17 protein-coding genes are annotated in these 18,534 nt (G+C 48.5%); 9 read left to right on the plus strand and 8 right to left on the minus strand.

Features of this window, described 5'->3' with window-relative positions:
- Positions 1-266: 266 nt before the first annotated feature.
- From NDI48_22870 to NDI48_22885, 4 genes are all read right to left on the minus strand, one after another.
- Positions 267-2,276 (minus strand): ATP-binding protein, encoded by a 2,010-nt coding sequence (locus NDI48_22870; GenBank protein MEP0834011.1) that lies wholly within the window; start codon positions 2,274-2,276, stop codon positions 267-269.
- Positions 2,273-3,640, minus strand: a complete 1,368-nt coding sequence (locus NDI48_22875; protein MEP0834012.1) for a DUF4255 domain-containing protein — start codon at positions 3,638-3,640, stop codon at positions 2,273-2,275. The genes NDI48_22870 and NDI48_22875 overlap by 4 nt, the downstream gene beginning before the upstream one ends.
- A 67-nt stretch (positions 3,641-3,707) precedes the next feature.
- The gene (locus tag NDI48_22880) at positions 3,708-4,385 is read right to left on the minus strand and encodes a response regulator transcription factor (GenBank protein ID MEP0834013.1); all 678 of its coding nucleotides are present in this window, start codon (positions 4,383-4,385) and stop codon (positions 3,708-3,710) included.
- A 202-nt stretch (positions 4,386-4,587) separates the two neighbouring features.
- Positions 4,588-5,718 (minus strand): HAMP domain-containing histidine kinase, encoded by a 1,131-nt coding sequence (locus NDI48_22885; GenBank protein MEP0834014.1) that lies wholly within the window; start codon positions 5,716-5,718, stop codon positions 4,588-4,590.
- A 239-nt stretch (positions 5,719-5,957) separates the two neighbouring features.
- On the opposite strand from NDI48_22885, the gene NDI48_22890 reads away from it, so the two are divergent.
- The 7 genes from NDI48_22890 (at position 5,958) to NDI48_22920 (ending at position 10,768) form a co-directional block, all read left to right on the plus strand.
- On the plus strand, positions 5,958-6,533 hold the full coding sequence (locus tag NDI48_22890; protein MEP0834015.1) for a DUF4255 domain-containing protein: 576 nt from the start codon (positions 5,958-5,960) through the stop codon (positions 6,531-6,533).
- A 43-nt stretch (positions 6,534-6,576) separates the two neighbouring features.
- A complete protein-coding gene (locus tag NDI48_22895; protein MEP0834016.1) occupies positions 6,577-8,214 on the plus strand; it encodes a phage tail sheath subtilisin-like domain-containing protein in 1,638 nt (545 codons plus the stop codon).
- A gap of 111 nt (positions 8,215-8,325) precedes the next feature.
- Positions 8,326-8,799, plus strand: a complete 474-nt coding sequence (locus NDI48_22900) for a phage tail protein (GenBank protein MEP0834017.1) — start codon at positions 8,326-8,328, stop codon at positions 8,797-8,799.
- 55 nt (positions 8,800-8,854) lie between these two features.
- A complete protein-coding gene (locus tag NDI48_22905; protein MEP0834018.1) occupies positions 8,855-9,328 on the plus strand; it encodes a phage tail protein in 474 nt (157 codons plus the stop codon).
- A 170-nt stretch (positions 9,329-9,498) separates the two neighbouring features.
- Positions 9,499-9,981, plus strand: coding sequence for a phage tail protein (locus NDI48_22910; protein ID MEP0834019.1), 483 nt, complete (start codon positions 9,499-9,501; stop codon positions 9,979-9,981).
- Positions 9,982-9,987: 6 nt separating this feature from the next.
- Positions 9,988-10,338: a hypothetical protein gene (locus NDI48_22915; protein ID MEP0834020.1), complete on the plus strand. Its 351-nt coding sequence runs from the start codon at positions 9,988-9,990 to the stop codon at positions 10,336-10,338.
- A gap of 49 nt (positions 10,339-10,387) precedes the next feature.
- The gene (locus NDI48_22920; protein MEP0834021.1) at positions 10,388-10,768 is read left to right on the plus strand and encodes a phage tail assembly protein; all 381 of its coding nucleotides are present in this window, start codon (positions 10,388-10,390) and stop codon (positions 10,766-10,768) included.
- Between the two features lie 220 nt (positions 10,769-10,988).
- Here the strand turns inward: NDI48_22920 and NDI48_22925 are convergent, their stop codons facing one another.
- A complete protein-coding gene (locus NDI48_22925; GenBank protein ID MEP0834022.1) occupies positions 10,989-11,765 on the minus strand; it encodes a DUF928 domain-containing protein in 777 nt (258 codons plus the stop codon).
- A gap of 343 nt (positions 11,766-12,108) precedes the next feature.
- Here NDI48_22925 and NDI48_22930 point away from each other — a divergent pair, with 343 nt between their 5' ends.
- On the plus strand, positions 12,109-13,764 hold the full coding sequence (locus tag NDI48_22930; GenBank protein ID MEP0834023.1) for a CHASE2 domain-containing protein: 1,656 nt from the start codon (positions 12,109-12,111) through the stop codon (positions 13,762-13,764).
- Between the two features lie 19 nt (positions 13,765-13,783).
- Here NDI48_22930 and NDI48_22935 read toward each other — a convergent pair whose 3' ends face one another.
- Positions 13,784-13,960 carry a hypothetical protein gene (locus tag NDI48_22935; protein MEP0834024.1) on the minus strand — a complete coding sequence of 59 codons (177 nt, stop codon included), beginning with the start codon at positions 13,958-13,960 and terminating at the stop codon, positions 13,784-13,786.
- Positions 13,961-14,128: 168 nt separating this feature from the next.
- On the opposite strand from NDI48_22935, the gene NDI48_22940 reads away from it, so the two are divergent.
- Positions 14,129-14,347 carry a hypothetical protein gene (locus tag NDI48_22940; protein ID MEP0834025.1) on the plus strand — a complete coding sequence of 73 codons (219 nt, stop codon included), beginning with the start codon at positions 14,129-14,131 and terminating at the stop codon, positions 14,345-14,347.
- A 206-nt stretch (positions 14,348-14,553) separates the two neighbouring features.
- On the opposite strand, the gene NDI48_22945 is transcribed toward NDI48_22940, so the two are convergent.
- Both NDI48_22945 and NDI48_22950 read right to left on the minus strand, forming a co-directional pair.
- Positions 14,554-18,216 carry a PAS domain S-box protein gene (locus tag NDI48_22945; GenBank protein ID MEP0834026.1) on the minus strand — a complete coding sequence of 1,221 codons (3,663 nt, stop codon included), beginning with the start codon at positions 18,214-18,216 and terminating at the stop codon, positions 14,554-14,556.
- Positions 18,213-18,497 (minus strand): helix-turn-helix domain-containing protein, encoded by a 285-nt coding sequence (locus NDI48_22950; GenBank protein MEP0834027.1) that lies wholly within the window; start codon positions 18,495-18,497, stop codon positions 18,213-18,215. The genes NDI48_22945 and NDI48_22950 overlap by 4 nt, the downstream gene beginning before the upstream one ends.
- Between the last annotated feature and the right edge of the window lie 37 nt (positions 18,498-18,534).

Here is an 18,534-nt window from a genome sequence, read left to right on the forward strand (position 1 = left end):
AGAAGTACTCAGTTACGCGGGTGTACATCAGAAGAATCAAAACCTCACTCATAGAGTAGGAGAGAGGTCAGAATGTATGGCATCCAATCGACAAGGGCTATAGTTGAGCGTGGCGGAAATAACTATCCAGTTTAAAAAGCTTAATAAGGTTACTGTAGAATTTTTCTTTACTTCTGCCTCCTGCCTCCTGCCTCCTGCCTTCTGCCTCCTGCCTACTCCTACGGAGAACGCTACACGAACTGCCTTTTTGCACTAGGAGCAGGGTGTTAAACCCACCCTTTCACTTCAACATCGGTTAGGGGTCTTTCCAACTTCATGTATTCACTTTGAGCCGACTGCAACAAATGTTTCATCCCCACCGGCTCGTCAGCATCCGCCGCTAAGAAGGCAGCATTGAGGGCAATATTACGAATATTTCCCCCCGCAACATTGAGTTTCGCGAGCTTCTTCACATCTAAATCCTGCGTTGGCGTCTGACGGGGAAAAATGCGCTGCCAAATCTCTGCTCGCTGGGTAGCGTCTGGGAAGGGGAAGCGGACAATGAAACGGATGCGGCGCAGAAAGGCCGTATCTAATGCATCCTTCAAGTTAGTTGTGAGAATCGCCAAACCTCGGTAAGCTTCCATGCGCTGTAACAAGTAGCTCACTTCCATATTGGCGTAGCGATCGTGGGAATCTTTGACATCAGAGCGTTTGCCAAACAAGGCATCCGCTTCATCGAACAGTAAGATTGTCCCACCTCCTTCAGCGGCGTCAAACACACGGCGAAGATTCTTCTCCGTCTCGCCGATATACTTACTCACCACCGAACTTAAGTCAATGCGGTAAAGGTCAAGCCGCAATTCCTCCGCCAGCACATCCGCCGCCATCGTCTTACCCGTACCGCTAGCACCCGCAAACAAAGCACTGATGCCTAAACCTCGTCCACCTTTCCCCGCAAAGCCCCAACCTTCGTACACCTTAGCCCGTTGACGGACATGGGCGGCGATGTCGCGCAGAATCTGGCGCTCTCTTTCTGGTAACACCAAATCATTCCAACTGGCAGAAGATTCGATATGTTGCGCTAAGTCATTCAACTGAGGTCGAGCTTGAGCTCGGCAGGTATCCCACAAAAGCGTACTGAGGGCTGAGTGTTGACTCTCAGGTTGAGCATCACTCGCGTTCCCTTCGTCTTCCTGGCGTCCCGTCTCCTGTGTGTTCCATTTCCCCATTGCCTGAACACTAGCGGCATGAATTCCAGGCGTATTGAGATTGAACTGTGACACTAAGGTATCGACTAGCCCATTTAGCTCTGAAACGTTTTCGCCCAAAGCCTGGTTCCAGATCGCACGCTGTTCGTTTGTTGTGGGTTTATGGACATCAAACGTCACCATAGGGCGTTGTTTTGGGGGGCGTCGATCGCGAGTTGTGACAATCAGTGGACTACTAATCCGCTCGATAAAAAGTGCGATCGCATCTTCTCGTGCCGTATCTGTTGTATTGGTATCATCACAATCCAGCAGGAGAACTGACTTGCTCAAAGCGGCTTCTCGCCGCCATAGCTGGAACAGTTGATAGAGTTCATTGCTGCTAGTGGGGATAGCATGAGCCGATATGGCATCCAAATTGAACCCTAACAGACTACAGGCAGCAGCAGCGATCGCGCGTTTACTCGCCAGCTCATCCCCGCACAACTGCACAATCGGTAAAGCCTGTACATCCGATGCCTGCCGCCAGGTTGCGGCTAACTGCTCAGCTAGCTGCCGCTGCGACTCGATCAGAGAACTCGGAACGCGCACCGACTCCACAATCCCCATCAACCGCTCATCCAGATGCGGAACCCCCGCCAGATAGTGCAAGATTCGCTCGTCCAGCCGTAAAGGCGCAGTCGTGAGAGCAGTGCTAGTCCCCAATTCAATCAGCCGCCACCGCCGCAGGGGGGCAGCCGGAGTCAGGGCATTCCAACACGGTTCTCGCAACACCGCCAAAGCCAAACTCAAGGTAGGATAATTTTTTTTGGAGTCACCCTGAGCCTCTGCACACAAAGAAGCCCAATTGCTATCTAAATCCATCCCAGCGCACAGCAGCAGTACATCCCGCTCAAACAACGACAAGCCAAAGGTCGTACAGACTTGATCTAATGCTGGAGCCGATGAGACAGGAGCAGAGGTTGAAAAATTCTCCGTGTCTCCCTCTCCCTTAACTTTGGCCTTTAATGCCTCACGCACCTCAGCCAGTGCTGTCATTAAAGACTGCTGGTTCGCTTCGTGCCAATTGTTCTTGGTGTTACCCTTCATGGGATGACTACGGTAGGGCCAATATATTGTTCAAAGGTCGGACTATTGGAGTTGGTATCCACATTCAGTAAACTTTCGGCACCGTCCACCTGTACACGCACGAGATACTCTCCAGGTTTTACATCATAGAGGGAAAATGTGATTGAGTTAGTGTCCTCTGTTCGGGGTAAGGCATCAAAGAGATAAGCGGCGGGTTTTGTAATGGAGCGTTCGTTAAGCAGCAATACCACTCGCTGCGTTTTTGCGATCGGCAGATCAATTTCCACCGTCACTTGAGCGGTACGTAAGTCATCGGCAGTCTCGTCTAAGTTTGAGAGGCTGGTGTCCCGAACAGTCGGGCGCACTACAAAAGCGGCTACATTCGATTCAATGCCGCGTATCTCCTGGGAAGGGACTCTCGCATTACGTCCCATCGGTGTAACGGTTGGTCTAGGATGAATCACCTGTAAGCTTTGCACACCCGCTCGTAACGAACCCTGAGGCAGCAAGGAAAGGGGTAAGACGATTTGGTTTGTACTGACTTGCTGGGGCGTTATTTTCACCCCACCAATACTTAAAAGTGTGATGTTACTCTGCAACCGCTGACCTTGGATAATTAATGTACTATCCGCCAAAATCGGCTGAAGCCTCCCCGCCTGAGGGATGACTTGTTCGATCTGGGGCTGATTCGGCGCGGCAAAAAATCGGCGTTCGCGCACGGGTAAGGCTCTTTGAGGGATATCGTCGCTTTCAATCAAGACAACCCTGGCCTCGTAAGCCACGGATAGAGAGTGCGGCGTCTGCAAAAACACAGACCATAAATTAGATAACTCATCCATCGAAAGGGATAAGGGGATTAATTTTACCGTCTCCACCTGATCTGCCAGGTTAGAATCCGCTAGGTAACTATAGGTGGAGTCGGCTACTGTGTCCTCAATAACTTCCCGTGTCAAGACGGAACGAGCATGGAACGTGCGAACAACACTACCCATCAGGCGTTGGGGTTCCAACTCATTTTCATTACCATAACAACTAATTAGGTAGTGCAGGTCTAGTGCCACTAACGGGCGCTTGAGGAATTCTCGATCTGAGTTACGGGTGCGTAGATCCGCATTGCCCCAAGCCGGATTGTGAGCAACGTTGTACAGATAAAGGTTAACCCCGGTTTCTGGCGTACCACTCCCGACACTATCGGGGCGAACGGTTGTTACCCTTGCGCCATCTACGTCTACCTGTACAGTTGCCTGCAAGGTTCTTTGCAAGGTTGCGGTTACTGTGGCGATCGCCAAATAATTACTCATGGCTGTTCGGGGTTCAGGAGGAAAGATGAAGCCGCGCTGTTGAAACCGATTTAGGCGAGTGATTGGCTGGTTGAACCGACCCACTTCCTCGCCGGACTTCTTTCAGGGTAAGGATTTTCGTCATAGTGTTCCAATATCACAGGACGTGCCATTAAGCACAAACCAAACCCAGTTTTAAGGCTTTGACAATGGCCTGAGTCCGGCTGGTGACTTTTAGTTTTTCAAAGATGGCAGTTAGATGAGCTTTAACGGTAGCAACGGTAATGTAAAGATGTTCAGCGATTTGTTCGTTAGACGCTCCCTGGACTAACCAGTGTAAGACTTCCCGCTCCCGTTCGGTTAAGTGAATGGATTCACAAGCCTGAAGCGAACGTCCCGAATAGAAGTGAAACAGTCGGAAAAAGTGCGTAGCAACTTCTGGAGCCAGATAGATTTCATGATTCATGACGGTTGCGATCGCTTCACACAACTGACTGGCAATCCGGTCTTTAAATACATAGCCATGAGCTCCGGCCTGCATCGCCCGAAACACCCATTCGTCTTCTCGGTGAGCTGACAAAATGAGGACTTTACCTTTGTAAGACAACTCTCCTAGACGGAGCAGTGCTGTTATTCCATCACTGGGAGGTATCTCCAGATCGAGCAGAATCAAAGCTGGATGTTGCTCCACTGCCAACTTGAGTGCTTGCTCCACCGAGGCGGCTTCACCGACGATCTCAAATCGAAACGCCCCGTTATTGTTGTAAAAGTCAAGCAAGGTTTGTAATCCCTTGCGAAAGCGCTGGTCATCATCCACTAACAGAATGGAAATCGGCTGAGGGGTGGTCATTAGTGATACCTCTCTTGTTCACAGGGGAGCTGCTCACTTTTCTTCCACTTTACAGAGATAAACCATTGGTCGAACTCTAGCAAAAGTTGGTTTCTAGCTCCGTAACTGTAAAACTTATCACCTCCTCCTGGGTCATTTATGCAAAGAATCTAAGAGCCATTGCCTGAGCCTAAAAAACCCTCAGTCCCGTTGGGTAAAAAGTTTAGGAGCGAGGGAGGGAAAAGGAAAACTGTGCCCCACCACTGGAAAGGTTTTGCACCCACAGGCTGCCCTTATGGTCGAGAATGATTTTTTTTGCGATCGCTAAACCTAACCCTGTCCCCCCTGGACGCCGAGTATAGAAGGGAGTAAACGCCTGTTTCAGGTCTTCTTCAGAAAGCCCTGCTCCTTGATCGGAAATATTAACGAGGACTTCATCTCGAAACACCATCCAATTGCACGTCACCCTTCCGGCTTGCGGGCTGAAATACACCGCATTACTGAGCAGATTGTCAAAAACTTGCTTCATCTGCCAGCGATCAACCGCTAAGGTAACAGGCGTTTCATCACAGACAATTTGTACCTGTTTTTTCTCTGACCAAGGTTGCAATCCCTTAATACTCTCTTGCACAATGCTCTCCAAGTCATGAGGGGCAACATGTAGTTTGGCTTGCTGTCCACAGGAGAGCAAATCAGTTAAGCTGCTACTCAGATCATGGACGGTTTCACCAATGAGCTTGGCTTGGTCTTTCATCGTACCAGCAGGCGAACCCAGCGTTAAATTTTCTGCATAAAGACTAATCAAGGCTAAGGGATTACGTAGCTGATGTTCTGCCCGTCGAACGACTTGCTCCAATAATTGAATTTCTGTGTGTTGACGAGAACATTCTCGACTCATCACTAAATAGTTCATCAAAAATTGTGCTTGCTGCTCTGCCCAATGTTTTTGATGATCAGAAAGAGGCGCATCTGTCCATAAGAGCAAATACTCAGCTTGGGAGTGATACAAATCCAAGAGACAACCAAACGCCCTCAGACTACTATCGAGTGTTAAAACTTCTCTTAGCGTCAAGGTGGGCAGGGACTCGAACAACCATCCCTCTGATTCTAGGTCTGTTAAATCAGGATAAGAGGAACCGGGCTTGGGTGTATAGTGAACAAGCGATTGGCGCTTGTCCTGATCCGGGTCGGTGTAAACAACCCAAGTGGCTACAACTGGCAGTGCGATCGCGAACTGTTGAATTTGCTGCTGTAAGACATGCCTCGTATCCAGAGAGCGAGGTGTACAGGGAGAAGAGCTTGTGGAGGACGATGGCTGCTCCTCTTGAGCCAATGGTTGCTGACTACCCTTCATAGCTGAGTTCCCTGACATTGAGATCCTAGAGTCCCTTCTGTTGAATGTAGAGCTGTATACAACCCCTACCAATAGGTGTCGAATAGTCAACCTACATCAGGAAGAAAATTCTACTTTAGTCAAACTTTCGCTCAGTAACCCGTTATCACACAATTCTTTAAAATTTCGACCAAAGTCTAATAACCAGAAGTTCAGCGTATATCTAATCTATATCCTGTACTGTCTACCAACCCAGTTTCATGATCCCTGCTGTTGCCCAAACCTTGGCAAAAATCCTGGCTGGGGGGACTTCTCTAATCAGTACCGAGCAAATTGATTTCAATCACCCTAGTTGGCGAAAGAATGCGGAACCAGGGCTAAACCTATATTGCTATGACCTACGAGCAAACAGCCAGGTGCAGCAGTTAGAGCGGCAGGTAGAGTCTAGCCATAACCCAGGTCAACTGCAAGCGGCTCTAGTGAACGGCTCAACCCTGTGGTTTGATGTGTCGTTTCTAGTCAGCGCCTGGGACTATACCGCCTTAGGGGAACAGCGTCTGCTGTCAGAGGCATTAATGCTGCTGTTGCAGCATCGTTGCCTAAATGAGGAGTTACTTGCTTGTGAGTTACGAGGTCACGGTCACTTATCACTAACTGTTTCTACAGCTCATGCCCCAGATACAGCAGCGCTATGGAGTGCGTTGGGTGTGCCATTACGTCCGGCTTTGTACGTGACGGTAACAATACCCTTCACCCTTCCAGACACTCCTGTTAATCCAGAACTTTACCTTCAAGGAGGTGTGATTGACTCTGACCAGCTAAAGGCAAGATTGTAACCTGCCCGTTGCCCATCTATTACCCAACACAGGAAGACCACTCATGGCGAGATTAGATTATTTTGCTCCTGGTGTCTACGTCGAAGAAATTGACCGAGGTAGCCGCCCAATTGAAGGTATTCAAACGAATATAGCTGGATTTGTTGGCTTTACCGAGGATATACGCGGTGAAGCCGAAGTGGGTAAACCCATGCTAGTCACTAGCTGGAGCCAGTACCTGGAGTATTTCGCAAAACAAGGCTCGGATGGCTATACAAACTACAATGCCTACTTGCCCTTTGCTGTCAACGGCTGGTTCTTAAATGGAGGAGGGCGCTGTTGGATAGTGAGTATCGGCACTCAACTACCGGGTACAGAGCCACCCCCACCAGAGGAAACCGGACTCAAGATTAAAACATCGGGAGGTAACCGTCCAGCGCTGCTGTTCACCATGCAGCCTGAAGAAGTAGAAAATGGACGAGTCGATGTGGCGATTCTTCCTGGTGAACCCATACCCCCTGAAAACCCAGAGGAAGACGCCCCCTTCAACACCGGGGAATATTTTACAGTCGTGCTGAGTCGGGATGGGGAAGAACTGGAACGGTACGAGAATCTAACCATGAACCGGGAAGCTCAGCCTGGGGTAGCCAATTATGTCGCTACGGCACTTCAAGAGTCTCAGTTTGTGGCTGTTACCGATATGTCCCAAATTGGACAACCTTTAGCACGACGCCCCGCCAATGGTCGCTATGAGGTGAGTCTTCCCCCCATCGTGCCAACAGCAGAGCGTTTGCCACAAGATGTGCAGGGGGTACAGGATGATCGTACAGGTATCCAAGGGATTTTCGAGATTGACGAAATCACCATGCTGGCCTGTCCCGACTTGATGCGTGCCTACGAAGCGGGTGTATTGGATATTGAGCAGGTTCACGGCATCATGGAGCTGATGATTAGCCTGTGCGAAAACTCCTCCCCCAACCCGCCCAACCGCATGGTGGTTCTCGACACGCCGCCGGATAAAGTGAAGCCTCAGCACGTCGTGCAGTGGTTAAATCAATTCAACCGCCGTTCGATGTTTGCGGCACTCTACTATCCGTGGATTAAAGTTGCCAATCCTCGTAATGGCGGCAGACCGATTTTAGTTCCTCCCTGTGGTCATATGTTGGGAGTTTGGTCACGTACTGACGAAACGCGCGGAGTCTACAAAGCACCGGCTAACGAAACTCCTCGTGGGGTAATTGGTCTGGCTTATGACTGCAATTTCCGCGAACAGGAGCTGTTGAACCCCATCGGCATTAACTGTATCCGCACCTTCCCGAACCGGGGTATCCGCATCTGGGGGGCACGTACCTTGGTAGAACCTGATAAGACAGAATGGCGTTATATCAGTGTCCGCCGACTGATTAGCTACATCGAGAAGTCGATTGAGTTGGGGACTCAGTGGGTCGTGTTCGAGCCTAACGACATGGATTTATGGGAACGGGTGAAACGGACGGTTAATAATTTCTTAGAGCGACTTTGGCGTGAAGGTGCATTGTTTGGTTCTACGCCAGCAGAAGCCTTTTTCGTTAAGTGTGATGGGGAACTTAACACCGCTGAGACAATGATGCTGGGTCGTTTGTACATCGAAGTTGGTGTCTGTCCAGTCCGACCGGCTGAATTTGTGATCTTCCGCATCAGTCAGTGGTCTCCTGACCAATAACAGGTGTCCGGTGTCAGGTTTCAAATTCCTCAAACCTGACACCTTCTAACCAACAAGAAATGTCAAAAAACAAAAATTAGCTAGTGTATAGAGTTTACAAGGAGTTGAACAATGCCTGAACTCAGAGCAATCCCTACTAGTAGGTTTTACGTAGAATTTCAGGGTCTTGAGCAGAAGATGGTCAAGAGTGTAACGGAGCTGAACTTTAAGGGGCAAACGGCTGGTCACAAAACCCCTTTAGCTTCATCGAAAAACGGAATGACACTTTGGCAAACTACCTCGGCAGGTTGGGAGCAAAATCCCAACTTCACGATTGAAGTTTATATCGCTGAAGGGGACATGGATTTCTACAACTGGATGAAATCTACTATGCCCAAAAGTGATGGAGGTGACGGAGCCTGGAACGGAAACCGTAGAGATGGTTCAATTGTCGGCTACGATTCAGACGATAAAGAAGTAACACGTTGGAACATCACTAAAGCTTGGATTAAGTCCTATCAATTAGCCGATTTGGCTACCGACAAATCCGACTTGGTCGTCGAGAAGTATGAAATCGTCTGCGAGCAAATGAATCGGGTGAAATAGCCCCTTAAGTCAATTACAACCAACTGTAGTTAGTTAAATAGGAGTTCAATAACCTATGGCTAAAGGTGAAGTTCTTGCTTGTTCTAAGTTTTACCTCCAGTTTGATGGTCTAGAAGATTTAGTGTTGAAGAGTTGTACTGGACCAAAGATTACGCTGGAGTCTGCTGGGGATACAACCTCCTATGGTGTAAGCAAGGGAGGAAAAAGTGTGATTCAGGCTACTGTTACTGGCGTCAGTAATGGGACGATAACTGCTGTGTATGTTGCTTCTGTTGAAGACGACAGACTTGTCAAATGGCATCAAGAGTCGCACTCTGAAGCAATTGCTGGAGGAGGGTCGAAAAACAAAGGGGAGCTTAAAACGGGTTCCCTGATTCTGTACAACCAAGCGGGTGAGGAGGCGGCTCGCTGGAATATGACGGGGATAATGCCGATTAGTTATAAATCGTCAAAATTCGATCCATCTAGCAAAGAGCTAGCCACAGAAACGGTAGAGTTTGCATACCATTCAATTCTCCGTGTCAAATAGTTTATTGACTTGCTCCTCGCTGCGATAGCCCTATCTAACTGGCAGGTTGCCGGATAGATTGGTAGCAGTGGAGGTGCAAGGCTGTCTCCCTTAGAGCTTCCTCAAAGGCGAGTATCAACAATTAAAATGAGTAGGCTCAAAAGCCAATGAGCTGACTCAGGGAGGGAACCATGCCTGAATTAGAAATTCTCACCACTAATCGTTTTTACCTGGAACTCAAACTGGATGGTAGTGTAGAACCAGTAGATGCTTATTTTATGGAGTGCCAAGGTTTCAAACGGACTCAAGAGGTGATCGAAGTTTGTGAGGTGACTCCTCAAAAATGGGGCAAGGCTGGGACTACTGCGGGTCGAGTTGTTCGGACTAAAGTTCCTGGCAATGTCAAAAGTAATAATTTGATTTTGCGCCGAGGCATGACATCTTCAATCACCCTTTGGAACTGGTTTAATGAAGTTGAGCAAGGGGGTTGGTCAAAGCAACGTAAAAATGGCGATTTAGTCATCTATAACCAGGGAAGTGAAGAGCAGGCAAGATTTCGATTTTTGGGGGGTTGGCCGACTACTTTTAAAATTTCTGATGTCAAGGCGGGTGGCAAGGATTTTGCCATCGAAGAGATGGAATTAGCCGTTGAGGAGTTTACGCGGGTCAAATAAAACACAATGTTGCAAACTGAGTTTGAATTTACCTTACCCAAGGGCTATCTCGATGGAGAGGGCAACCTCCACCGTAAGGGGGTGATGCGTCTCGCCAGAGCAATGGATGAAATTGTCCCCATGCGTGACCCCCGTGTTAAATCGAATCCCGCTTACGCAACCGTCCTGATTTTGTCCCGCGTGATTGTCCGCCTTGGCGCTTTAGAGGAAGTTAATCCTGCCGTTGTCGAAGGCTTTTTTGCTTGTGACCTAAATTATCTCCAGAAATTTTATCGCCAGATTAATGAACTGGAACCGGAAACGATTGGGCTACCAGAAACCACTCCCCCTCCATCTGAACCTTTACAAGTTAGCTGAATTTAATATTTGATGGGAAGAACTCGTCTAACTTCAAACGCTTATTTTCATGGGAAGTGAAAATCCAATCCGTACAGAATTTAATTTTATTCTCCCCAGAGGCTTAGTTGATGCCCAAGGGGCTGTTCATCGCCAAGGTGTGATGCGTCTGGCAACCGCTAGAGATGAAATTAGTGTGCAAAAAGACTCCCGTGTTCAGCGGGATTCAGCCTATGGGGTGTTGGTGATGCTCTCGCGGGTCATTATCCGTTTAGGCAGTCTCTCTTCAGTAACGCCTGAACTTTTAGAAGAACTTTTTACTCGCGATTTAGCTTACTTGCGAGAGTTTTACAATCGCATTAATCAACAGGGTAATGCTTATATTCCTGTTGAGTGTCCGCAATGCAGTAACCCCTTTAGTGTGGAGCTTTCCCTGTCGGGGGAATCTTAAGCTACCCCTCAGAACAACTGGACGAGGAGGTAGCTTTTATTGCGTTTCATTTTCACTGGTCTTTAGAGGATATTCTATGCTTAGAACATCCTGAACGACGACGCTGGGTGAATCAAATTAGAAAGCTAAAATAGCTGTCATCAAGAATGAAATGTCAAGGATGAAGAGTGAAAAATTCTCTCTCTTCTAAATTTCAGACTTCATCCTTTATACTTCATCACTAAAGTAAAGGTTCTTTAGCAAGTTTGCTTAACCCAGCCGATTCTAACAAATCGTTCCAATCGTTTATTAGAGTGGAATCATTAGGATTAGTAGAGCGTAAGTCAGCGATGGTTTTTAAGCTATCGTACCAGTAGCCAGCCTCGGCATAAACAGCAGCCCGATCGCGCAAGGATGCCCTTGCTAAATCACTTGTCAGTTTCTGACTGGGTGGGATGCGTTTAATAGACCCTTGCACACGGGGATTTCCTCTTTGATCTTCAGGGTCACAATTGGCTACCAATTCCCAGGTATATTCTTTTCCAGGTTGTAAGGCTTCAGCATCAGCGGGAAGAGTAAAGCTCCTAACTCCACCCGTCTTGGGGAGTGGGAAGGTTTGCTCATAAATAATCGTATCATCTTTGGCATTGAGCAAAAGGAATTTGCCTTCCTCTACAGAGGTTGGAGAAATCTGAAAAAAGAATGTGGGTTTTCCTGTGGTTGTTAAGCCAATGTTAGTATCCGGAAGCAACGCTTTCATTTGAATTTTGTCGGCAGCGTCAATACCGCAGCCCCCCCGTGCAGCTCCCCCTTCTAATCTTCGGGAGGGACGAATACCGGGTACTTTGAAGCGTAGACGGGCGCGACGCTGGGCGAGAACTGACTGGGGCGATGGTTCTGAATGCTGTTGCTGAGTTGAGGGAGATATCGCTATAGCTGGCAAAATACTGCTCAGCGCTAGCTCCAGAGATAAAGCAAGAGAAACTACCGTGAGTCGGGGATAAGATTGGATCACCATGATGTAACTTCCAGAACTAGAGCTTACTGGGGTAAATTGAGCAAAAAATCAACGATACAAAAGATTTCAAAAAAGACTCCTTAAGTTCCAGTAAAGTTCCTCAATCGCTTCACAAGAATTTATAAACTTTCTGGACCAAATTCTCAACTATCTCATTAGTGAGTAACATTACTTAACTTCTCAGACAACAACCATAATGCTCTCCTAAATTTGAGCAAATTTGAGCAAAATCTTGACAGATAACAGAGCATTTTTTAAAGTTTTAATTACTAATTATTTTATTTATGCCACGAAATTAATTTCTAATCAATAGGTTCCCTTTCTTGAGGATGCAAAGCTCATTATGTTTAACAATTTTGTTACAAAAATTCGCTCTTTGTTTTCCAACGACAACGGCACAACGACAGGCGCATTAGCCTTTGGTCGATCGGTCATTTTAACCAGTGTTGTTGTAGCCGGAGTGGTGGTTGGATTGCGGCAGCTCGGCACATTGGAGGGAATGGAATTAAGGTCTTATGACCAGTTAATGCGATCGCGTCCGGATCAAGGCCCAGATGAGCGCTTGTTGGTCGTCGGTGTAACGGAGCAAGACATTCAAACTCGTAAAGAATACCCGATCAAGGACGAAACCCTTGCTCAACTGTTGGCGAAATTACAGGAATATCAACCCCGAACCATTGGCGTAGATATCTTAAGAGATGTTCCTCAAGGCAGTCCCCAAGGTCGGATTGCCTTAGAAAAAATCTTCAAGCAGGACGAAAACATTATTGCTGCCTGCAAAATGAGTTCGGTTGACCAACCAGGAGTTCCCGCCGCTTTGGGTGTGACCGAGGAACGAGTGGGTTTTGCCGATTTACCCATCGATGCAGGGGGAATCCTGCGCCGCAGTCTCTTACTTTCAACGCCTACCCCTCCTAAAGTTGCACCACCGGTTCAACATCTGTGTAATATTCCCGATCCTGAAAACCAAATTCCCTCCTTTGGTTTTCAGTTAGCTCTACTGTATTTAGAAGGGCAAAATATTCAACCCGATCTGACTCCAAAAGGGGAACTCAAAATTGGTTCAACCGTATTCCATCGCTTAACAGATAACGCTGGAAGTTATCACAATGCGGGGGCATCTGATTATCAAATCATGCTGAATTACCGCTCACCGAAGAATGCGGTTAAGCAAGTTTCTGTGAGTGAAGTACTCGATGGAAAAATCGACCCATCTTTAATCAAAGACCGCGTTGTTCTGATTGGCTATACAACCCCAATAGCCAAAGACGATTTCTACACTCCTTACAGTGCAGGATTGCAAGACAGCCAGAAAATGCCAGGGGTTGTGATTCATGCTCAGCATGTTAGCCAAATTCTCAGCACTGTTTTAAACAATCGCCCTTTGATGTGGTGTTGGTCGGAAGGATCCGAAATTCTGTGGATTTTGGGTTGGTCAGTAGTGGGAGGACTCTTGGCATGGCGTATCCGACGATTATGGCTGTTTGGGTTAGGAGTCGTAATCGGGGTGGGGGTATTATATGGAGTCACTTACGTTCTGTTTCTGAATTCTGGGTGGGTACCCCTAGTACCACCCATGATCGGGTTGGTGGCAACGGCAATCACAGTTGTTTTAATCGAGAGAGGATACGCGAAAGCTATCTATCAGGGAGTGAAAAAACTCGTCCTGAATATCGAAATTGATGAAGAGAAAAAGCAGCAGCAGGTAGCAGCAATTACCGAAACCGAATCTTTTGCCGAGTTACAGCAAAAAGCGGCAGAATTGCGAAAAAATCGCCGCAGAAATAGAGAAGTTGATAATGCTTCTGAGTCCGGTAAAGAGCCAGATGAAATCATACCCATTCGGGAAGAAGCTGAACCGATAGAAATAGAGAAGAATGAAGTGACACCAACGCCTCAAGATGCTGAAGTACCAGCCGCAGAAGAAGACGACTATTTAAAGCAATTACAAAAGCGGGGAAGGCGGTTGAGAAAGAATGATCAGGATTCTAATGAGTAAGTTATATTACGGTGATGTGCTACTGCTTTAGGTGCAAACCTATTTCAGCAAGGCGGGTGTCCGCGCCAGGGGATTGAACGATCTGTTCTCCTTTTGCACTTCGTACTAAGGCGATTGCAGTCCTAGTGCGATCGCGTAACGGCTGAACTAATCGCCGCCCCAATACACCTGTTGCACCAGCAATCAATACTTTCATCGATGAGTCTCCAGTAGGTTCTACAGTCGATTCATTGATAAGACCAAGCCAGGGTGCGTAGTGTGACAATCGTAGGAATGTTCCTGCAACAGCTACTTGTGGCTTATCAAGTATTAGGATGTTGTTGGCAAGCGGGTTTATACAATTACAGAGAGTGGCAGACAATTCTTGAGCGATCGCAACCAGCAATCTCATTCAAGAAACACCGACGACAGTTTTACGGAAAGCAAGCCTTCTGAATTGATTGAGTTGCGGCATACTTTAACCCAGTTAAATGATGCTGTCACACAAATTGCTCGAAGTGGCAATTTGGAGCAAGCCAATCGAGTACGCGATCTGTTGGTTCAAGGAAAGCGTGAGATTTACAAGCTGCTTGCAGAGCACTAAGCGTTTGCGAGAATCGATTGGCGTAAATTGAGAAAATTGCTTTCACCAGTTGTGTTCTAACAATTCACTTGAAGTGTATTCCCGAAAGCTGCTGCTGGTGATGCAGAAGTTACTTGTTGAAGTTTGATTTCGCGATCGCGTTCTACCTTCAACTTAATGCGCTCGCCCGATGATGATCGCTATTTCACCGATACGGGACACGGGTATCATTGCCATCCCTTGGCAGCCAATGTGCTGTCATAGTCCTTAACTACAGTAGCAATGACCTCGACTAACTTATTGGGTTCAACTGGTTTAGCGACATGTTTTTGAAATCCTGCTGCAAGTGCTTGCTGTTGATTCACTTCGCTAGCATAGGCAGTCAGAGCGATCGCTCTTATCTCTCCACCGGCTTGTGGCGATCGCTGTCTCACTTGACGCATAAACATATAACCATCGACCTGCGGCATACCAATGTCGCAAATCAGAACATCGATCTTGAACTGGTCGAGCATAGTGAATGCCTCCATTGCCGATGCAGCGACTCTCACCTTGGCTCCATAGTCTTCAAGAATTGTGAGTGCCAATTCCCGCATATCGGCTTCATCATCGACCACCAAAATCTGCAATTGGTTTAGATTAAACGTTTCAACCGACGATCTATCCTCTTGAGTTGTCTGTGGAGCGATCGCCATCAACGGCAATTTGGCCGTGAACGTTGCTCCCAGTCCCTCTCCTAGGCTTTCTGCGCCGACAGTACCTCCATGTAGTTCTGTGAGATGGCGGACGATCGCCAATCCCAATCCCAACCCGCCGAATTTTCGGGTGGTGGCACCATCTTCCTGACGGAAGTAGTCAAACACATGTGGCAGGAACTCTCTGGCGATGCCCTTGCCAGTGTCTTTGACCTGAATTTGGGCATAGTCGCCATCTCTTTCAAGGCGTACTTCTACCCGTCCCCCTGACGGCGTGAACTTGACGGCATTCGAGAGCAAGTTCCAAACAACCTGCTGAAGGCGAGCAGAATCCCCAGAAACCTGTCCGACATCTAGAGCAAGTACCTTTTGAATCTCGATGCCCTTTGCCTGGGCTGCCAGTCGCACGGTTTCCAAGGCAGCTTCAATGACACTCACTAAGTTGACAGGGCAAACATTCAAAACCATTTTGCCTTGCAGAATGCGCGAGACATCAAGCAGGTCTTCAATTAGTTCACTCTGCAACTTGGCGTTGCGCTCAATGGTTTCAATGGCGCGTTTGGTCGTTCCTTCATCAAACTGACGGGTTTGCAGCAACTTCGCCCAGCCCAGAATGGGATTGAGGGGCGATCGCAACTCGTGAGAGAGTACTGCTAAAAATTCATCCTTAATCCGGTTAGCCCTTTCAGCGTCCTGACGGGCAGCTTGTTCTTGCTCTAATGCTCGATCCCGCTCTTCAAGGGCGCATTTCTGGTCGTGAATATCCGTACAGGAGCCAAACCATCTAACGATTCGTCCCTCCTCATCCCGCAGCGGGAACGCCCGACCCAAAAACCAACGGTACTGTCCATCACTAGCTCGTCGGAAGCGGTACTCGATGTTATACTCTTTGCCTGTGCGAAGCGATTCCTTCCAGATATCCAACGCCCGTTGTCGATCGTCCGGGTGTAACAGAGGGTTCCAGCCCCAACCTTGGGTTTGCTCCAAAGTCATGCCCGTGTATTCGTACCAACGTTGGTTGAAGTATTCATGATAACCGTCAGGTCGAGTCGTCCAAAATAACTGTGGCATAGTGTCTGCCAAAGTCCGGAAGCTTAATTCACTTTGCCGTAGGGCTTCCTCGACTTGTTTGCGATCGGTAATGTCATCAAAGACAACGACGCCTGCAACGATATCTCCATCCGGATTACGAATTGGGGTAGAGCTAACCTGCATCGTGCCATAGGTGCCATCACCGCGCAAAAACTGAATTTCCTCACCATTAACAACCTCTCCTGTAAGCAGGGAACGTGCCAGAGGCCATTCCTCAGGGATGTAAGGTCGCCCATCGGGGTGAAAGCCTTTGTACTCGCGGTATTGCTCCACATCGCTTGATGGCAAAAACGGGTGACGCCAGATGCGCTGAACTTGCTCGTTTCCTAAAATCAACTTGCCTGAAGGAGCTTCAGCAATAATCACCCCTGCTGGCATCTGTCGGAGTACCGCTTCAAAGCGGGCACGTTCGGCATCCAGTTCGCGCAGCAACCGTTCGCGTTCTACTTCCGCCTGCTTGCGATCGGTGATGTCTAGCACGATGCCAACCATCCGCTCTGGGTTTCCCTCAGTGTTGTAAATGGTTTGACCGATCACGTTTAACCATCGCAGCTCCCCTGTTGGGTGAAGGGTACGGCATTCAAAGTTGATATTCGTGCGATGCTCTAGTGCTTCGCGTACCTCTCGATCTACCCGTTCGCGGTCTTCCTCAATCACCGATGCCAGCCAGTTTTCATAGGAGGGGATTGTTGCCGGATCGAGTCCATACAGCCGATAGTATTCCTCCGACCAGTTCACGCTGTTTGTGGCAATCTCCCAGTCCCACGTTCCAGCATTAGCAGCCAGTTGGGCAAGCTTCAAGCGCTGTTCGCTTTCTTGCAGTGCTTTTTCTGCTCGGATGCGCTCAGTCACATCAATCGACATCCCTGCTACAAGGCATCGTCCAGCCACATCTTGCAGAGGAAACTTGAAGGACATGTAATAGTGTTCTCCATCTTCCTGGGGAGCTGTCTCCAACAGTTGTAAAGTCTGCCTAGTCTCCAGCACGGTTAAGTCATTCTCGCGCCACTGCTGCGCGGCTTCGGTGGGAAACAGGTCGAAATCTGTCTTGCCAATCCAATCGGCTGAGGGACGATTAAAAGCCTGCTCGATTAATCGATTGACGTAGAGGAAGCGTCCCGCTTCATCTTTAATGAAGGCTGTGGCAGGGCTATGGTTCATAAAGCTCTGGAACAGTGCTTGGCTCTCTAGCAATGCCTCCTCAGTACGCTTGCGCTCCATGAACTGCCCAATTTGACTGCCGATCGCTGCCATCATCTGAAGTAGGTCTTCATCGGGTTCCTGGATGCGATTGCTAAAGCACTCAATCACCCCTAAAATTTCGTCACCTAATTGAATGGGGAACCCAAATCCAGCGTGCAATCCTCCTTTAGCTGCTGCCGTCGCTCTCTCGAAGTGGTTATCATCACTGAGTTCTGAGAGCCAAAGCGGTTGCTGAGTTTCCCAGACGCGCCCTGGCAGTGCGACACCATGAGCAAAGGTAGTCTGCTGATTCGCTTCAATGAATTCCTGCGCGTTCACAGCGGGCGCGTACCAACAATTGACATAGTGCAGGGTGTGAGTTTGACGATCTACACTCCAAATGACTCCCAGTTGCCATCCCAAGCTTGAGCACAACGATTGCAGGATGGCTGGCACCGCCGAAGCAAGATTGGTTGCCTCAGCCAACGTGCGGGTAACGGCATACTGGGCAGCTTGACGTTGTTCAGCTCGTTTGCGAGCGGTAATATCTTCTGTTACAGCGACGCCGCGCTGGGGCTTACCGGCGGCATCTTTAATCAACGAAGCATAATTCCGCACCCATACGTGCGAACCGTCGGGACGGATGTAGCGCTTCTCGATCTCGAAGCTCGTTCCTTCCGTTAACATTTGCTGGAACAAGACTATATTATGTGCCAAGTCATCGGGATGCGTAATTTCCTGCATTCGCCGTGTCAACAATTCCTCCTCAGAGCGCCCAACGATTTGGCAAAACCGCTGATTGGCACTGATAAAGCGTCCGGTGAGGTCAACTTGTGTAATGCCGATGATGACTTGCTCGTAAATAGCGCGGTATCGCTCTTCACTCTGACGCTGAGTTTCTTCTACCACTTCCTTCGTCACAGTCCTGGTTCCAGCGAGAAGTAGTGAGTCAGAAGCTCCCTGCTCCCATCCCGATCGCTTTGAGAGGAGGAATGGCTGAGTTCGTCAATGAGCGCTCGAATCCGCCTCAATGCTAGTGGAGAGGGCTGCATATGCCCGTTCTCCCAGCGGTTGATGGTTCCATACGCCACACCGAGTTCCGCTGCTAACTGTTCCTGGGTCAACCCTGTTAACTGCCGGAGTTCACGAATCAGCTTGCTGACTTCCGGTTGTGCGATCGCAAAAGCTCGTTTGAGTGGCATGGTTTTTAGGACGGACTCCTATAGCTCGACACAATGT

Origin of the sequence: Microcoleus sp. AS-A8, from assembly GCA_039962225.1 — a bacterium.
In the GTDB taxonomy this organism is placed as follows: domain Bacteria; phylum Cyanobacteriota; class Cyanobacteriia; order Cyanobacteriales; family Coleofasciculaceae; genus Allocoleopsis.

What these genes read in the sequence shown, in the direction of transcription:
- NDI48_22870 (MEP0834011.1), bottom strand. Translation starts at nt 2,276, where the DNA reads ATGAAGGGTAACACCAAGAACAATTGGCACGAAGCGAACCAGCAGTCT.
- NDI48_22880 (MEP0834013.1), bottom strand. Translation starts at nt 4,385, where the DNA reads ATGACCACCCCTCAGCCGATTTCCATTCTGTTAGTGGATGATGACCAG.
- NDI48_22885 (MEP0834014.1), bottom strand. Translation starts at nt 5,718, where the DNA reads ATGAAGGGTAGTCAGCAACCATTGGCTCAAGAGGAGCAGCCATCGTCC.
- NDI48_22890 (MEP0834015.1), top strand. Translation starts at nt 5,958, where the DNA reads ATGATCCCTGCTGTTGCCCAAACCTTGGCAAAAATCCTGGCTGGGGGG.
- NDI48_22895 (MEP0834016.1), top strand. Translation starts at nt 6,577, where the DNA reads ATGGCGAGATTAGATTATTTTGCTCCTGGTGTCTACGTCGAAGAAATT.
- NDI48_22900 (MEP0834017.1), top strand. Translation starts at nt 8,326, where the DNA reads ATGCCTGAACTCAGAGCAATCCCTACTAGTAGGTTTTACGTAGAATTT.
- NDI48_22905 (MEP0834018.1), top strand. Translation starts at nt 8,855, where the DNA reads ATGGCTAAAGGTGAAGTTCTTGCTTGTTCTAAGTTTTACCTCCAGTTT.
- NDI48_22910 (MEP0834019.1), top strand. Translation starts at nt 9,499, where the DNA reads ATGCCTGAATTAGAAATTCTCACCACTAATCGTTTTTACCTGGAACTC.
- NDI48_22915 (MEP0834020.1), top strand. Translation starts at nt 9,988, where the DNA reads ATGTTGCAAACTGAGTTTGAATTTACCTTACCCAAGGGCTATCTCGAT.
- NDI48_22920 (MEP0834021.1), top strand. Translation starts at nt 10,388, where the DNA reads ATGGGAAGTGAAAATCCAATCCGTACAGAATTTAATTTTATTCTCCCC.
- NDI48_22925 (MEP0834022.1), bottom strand. Translation starts at nt 11,765, where the DNA reads ATGGTGATCCAATCTTATCCCCGACTCACGGTAGTTTCTCTTGCTTTA.
- NDI48_22930 (MEP0834023.1), top strand. Translation starts at nt 12,109, where the DNA reads ATGTTTAACAATTTTGTTACAAAAATTCGCTCTTTGTTTTCCAACGAC.
- NDI48_22935 (MEP0834024.1), bottom strand. Translation starts at nt 13,960, where the DNA reads ATGAAAGTATTGATTGCTGGTGCAACAGGTGTATTGGGGCGGCGATTA.
- NDI48_22950 (MEP0834027.1), bottom strand. Translation starts at nt 18,497, where the DNA reads ATGCCACTCAAACGAGCTTTTGCGATCGCACAACCGGAAGTCAGCAAG.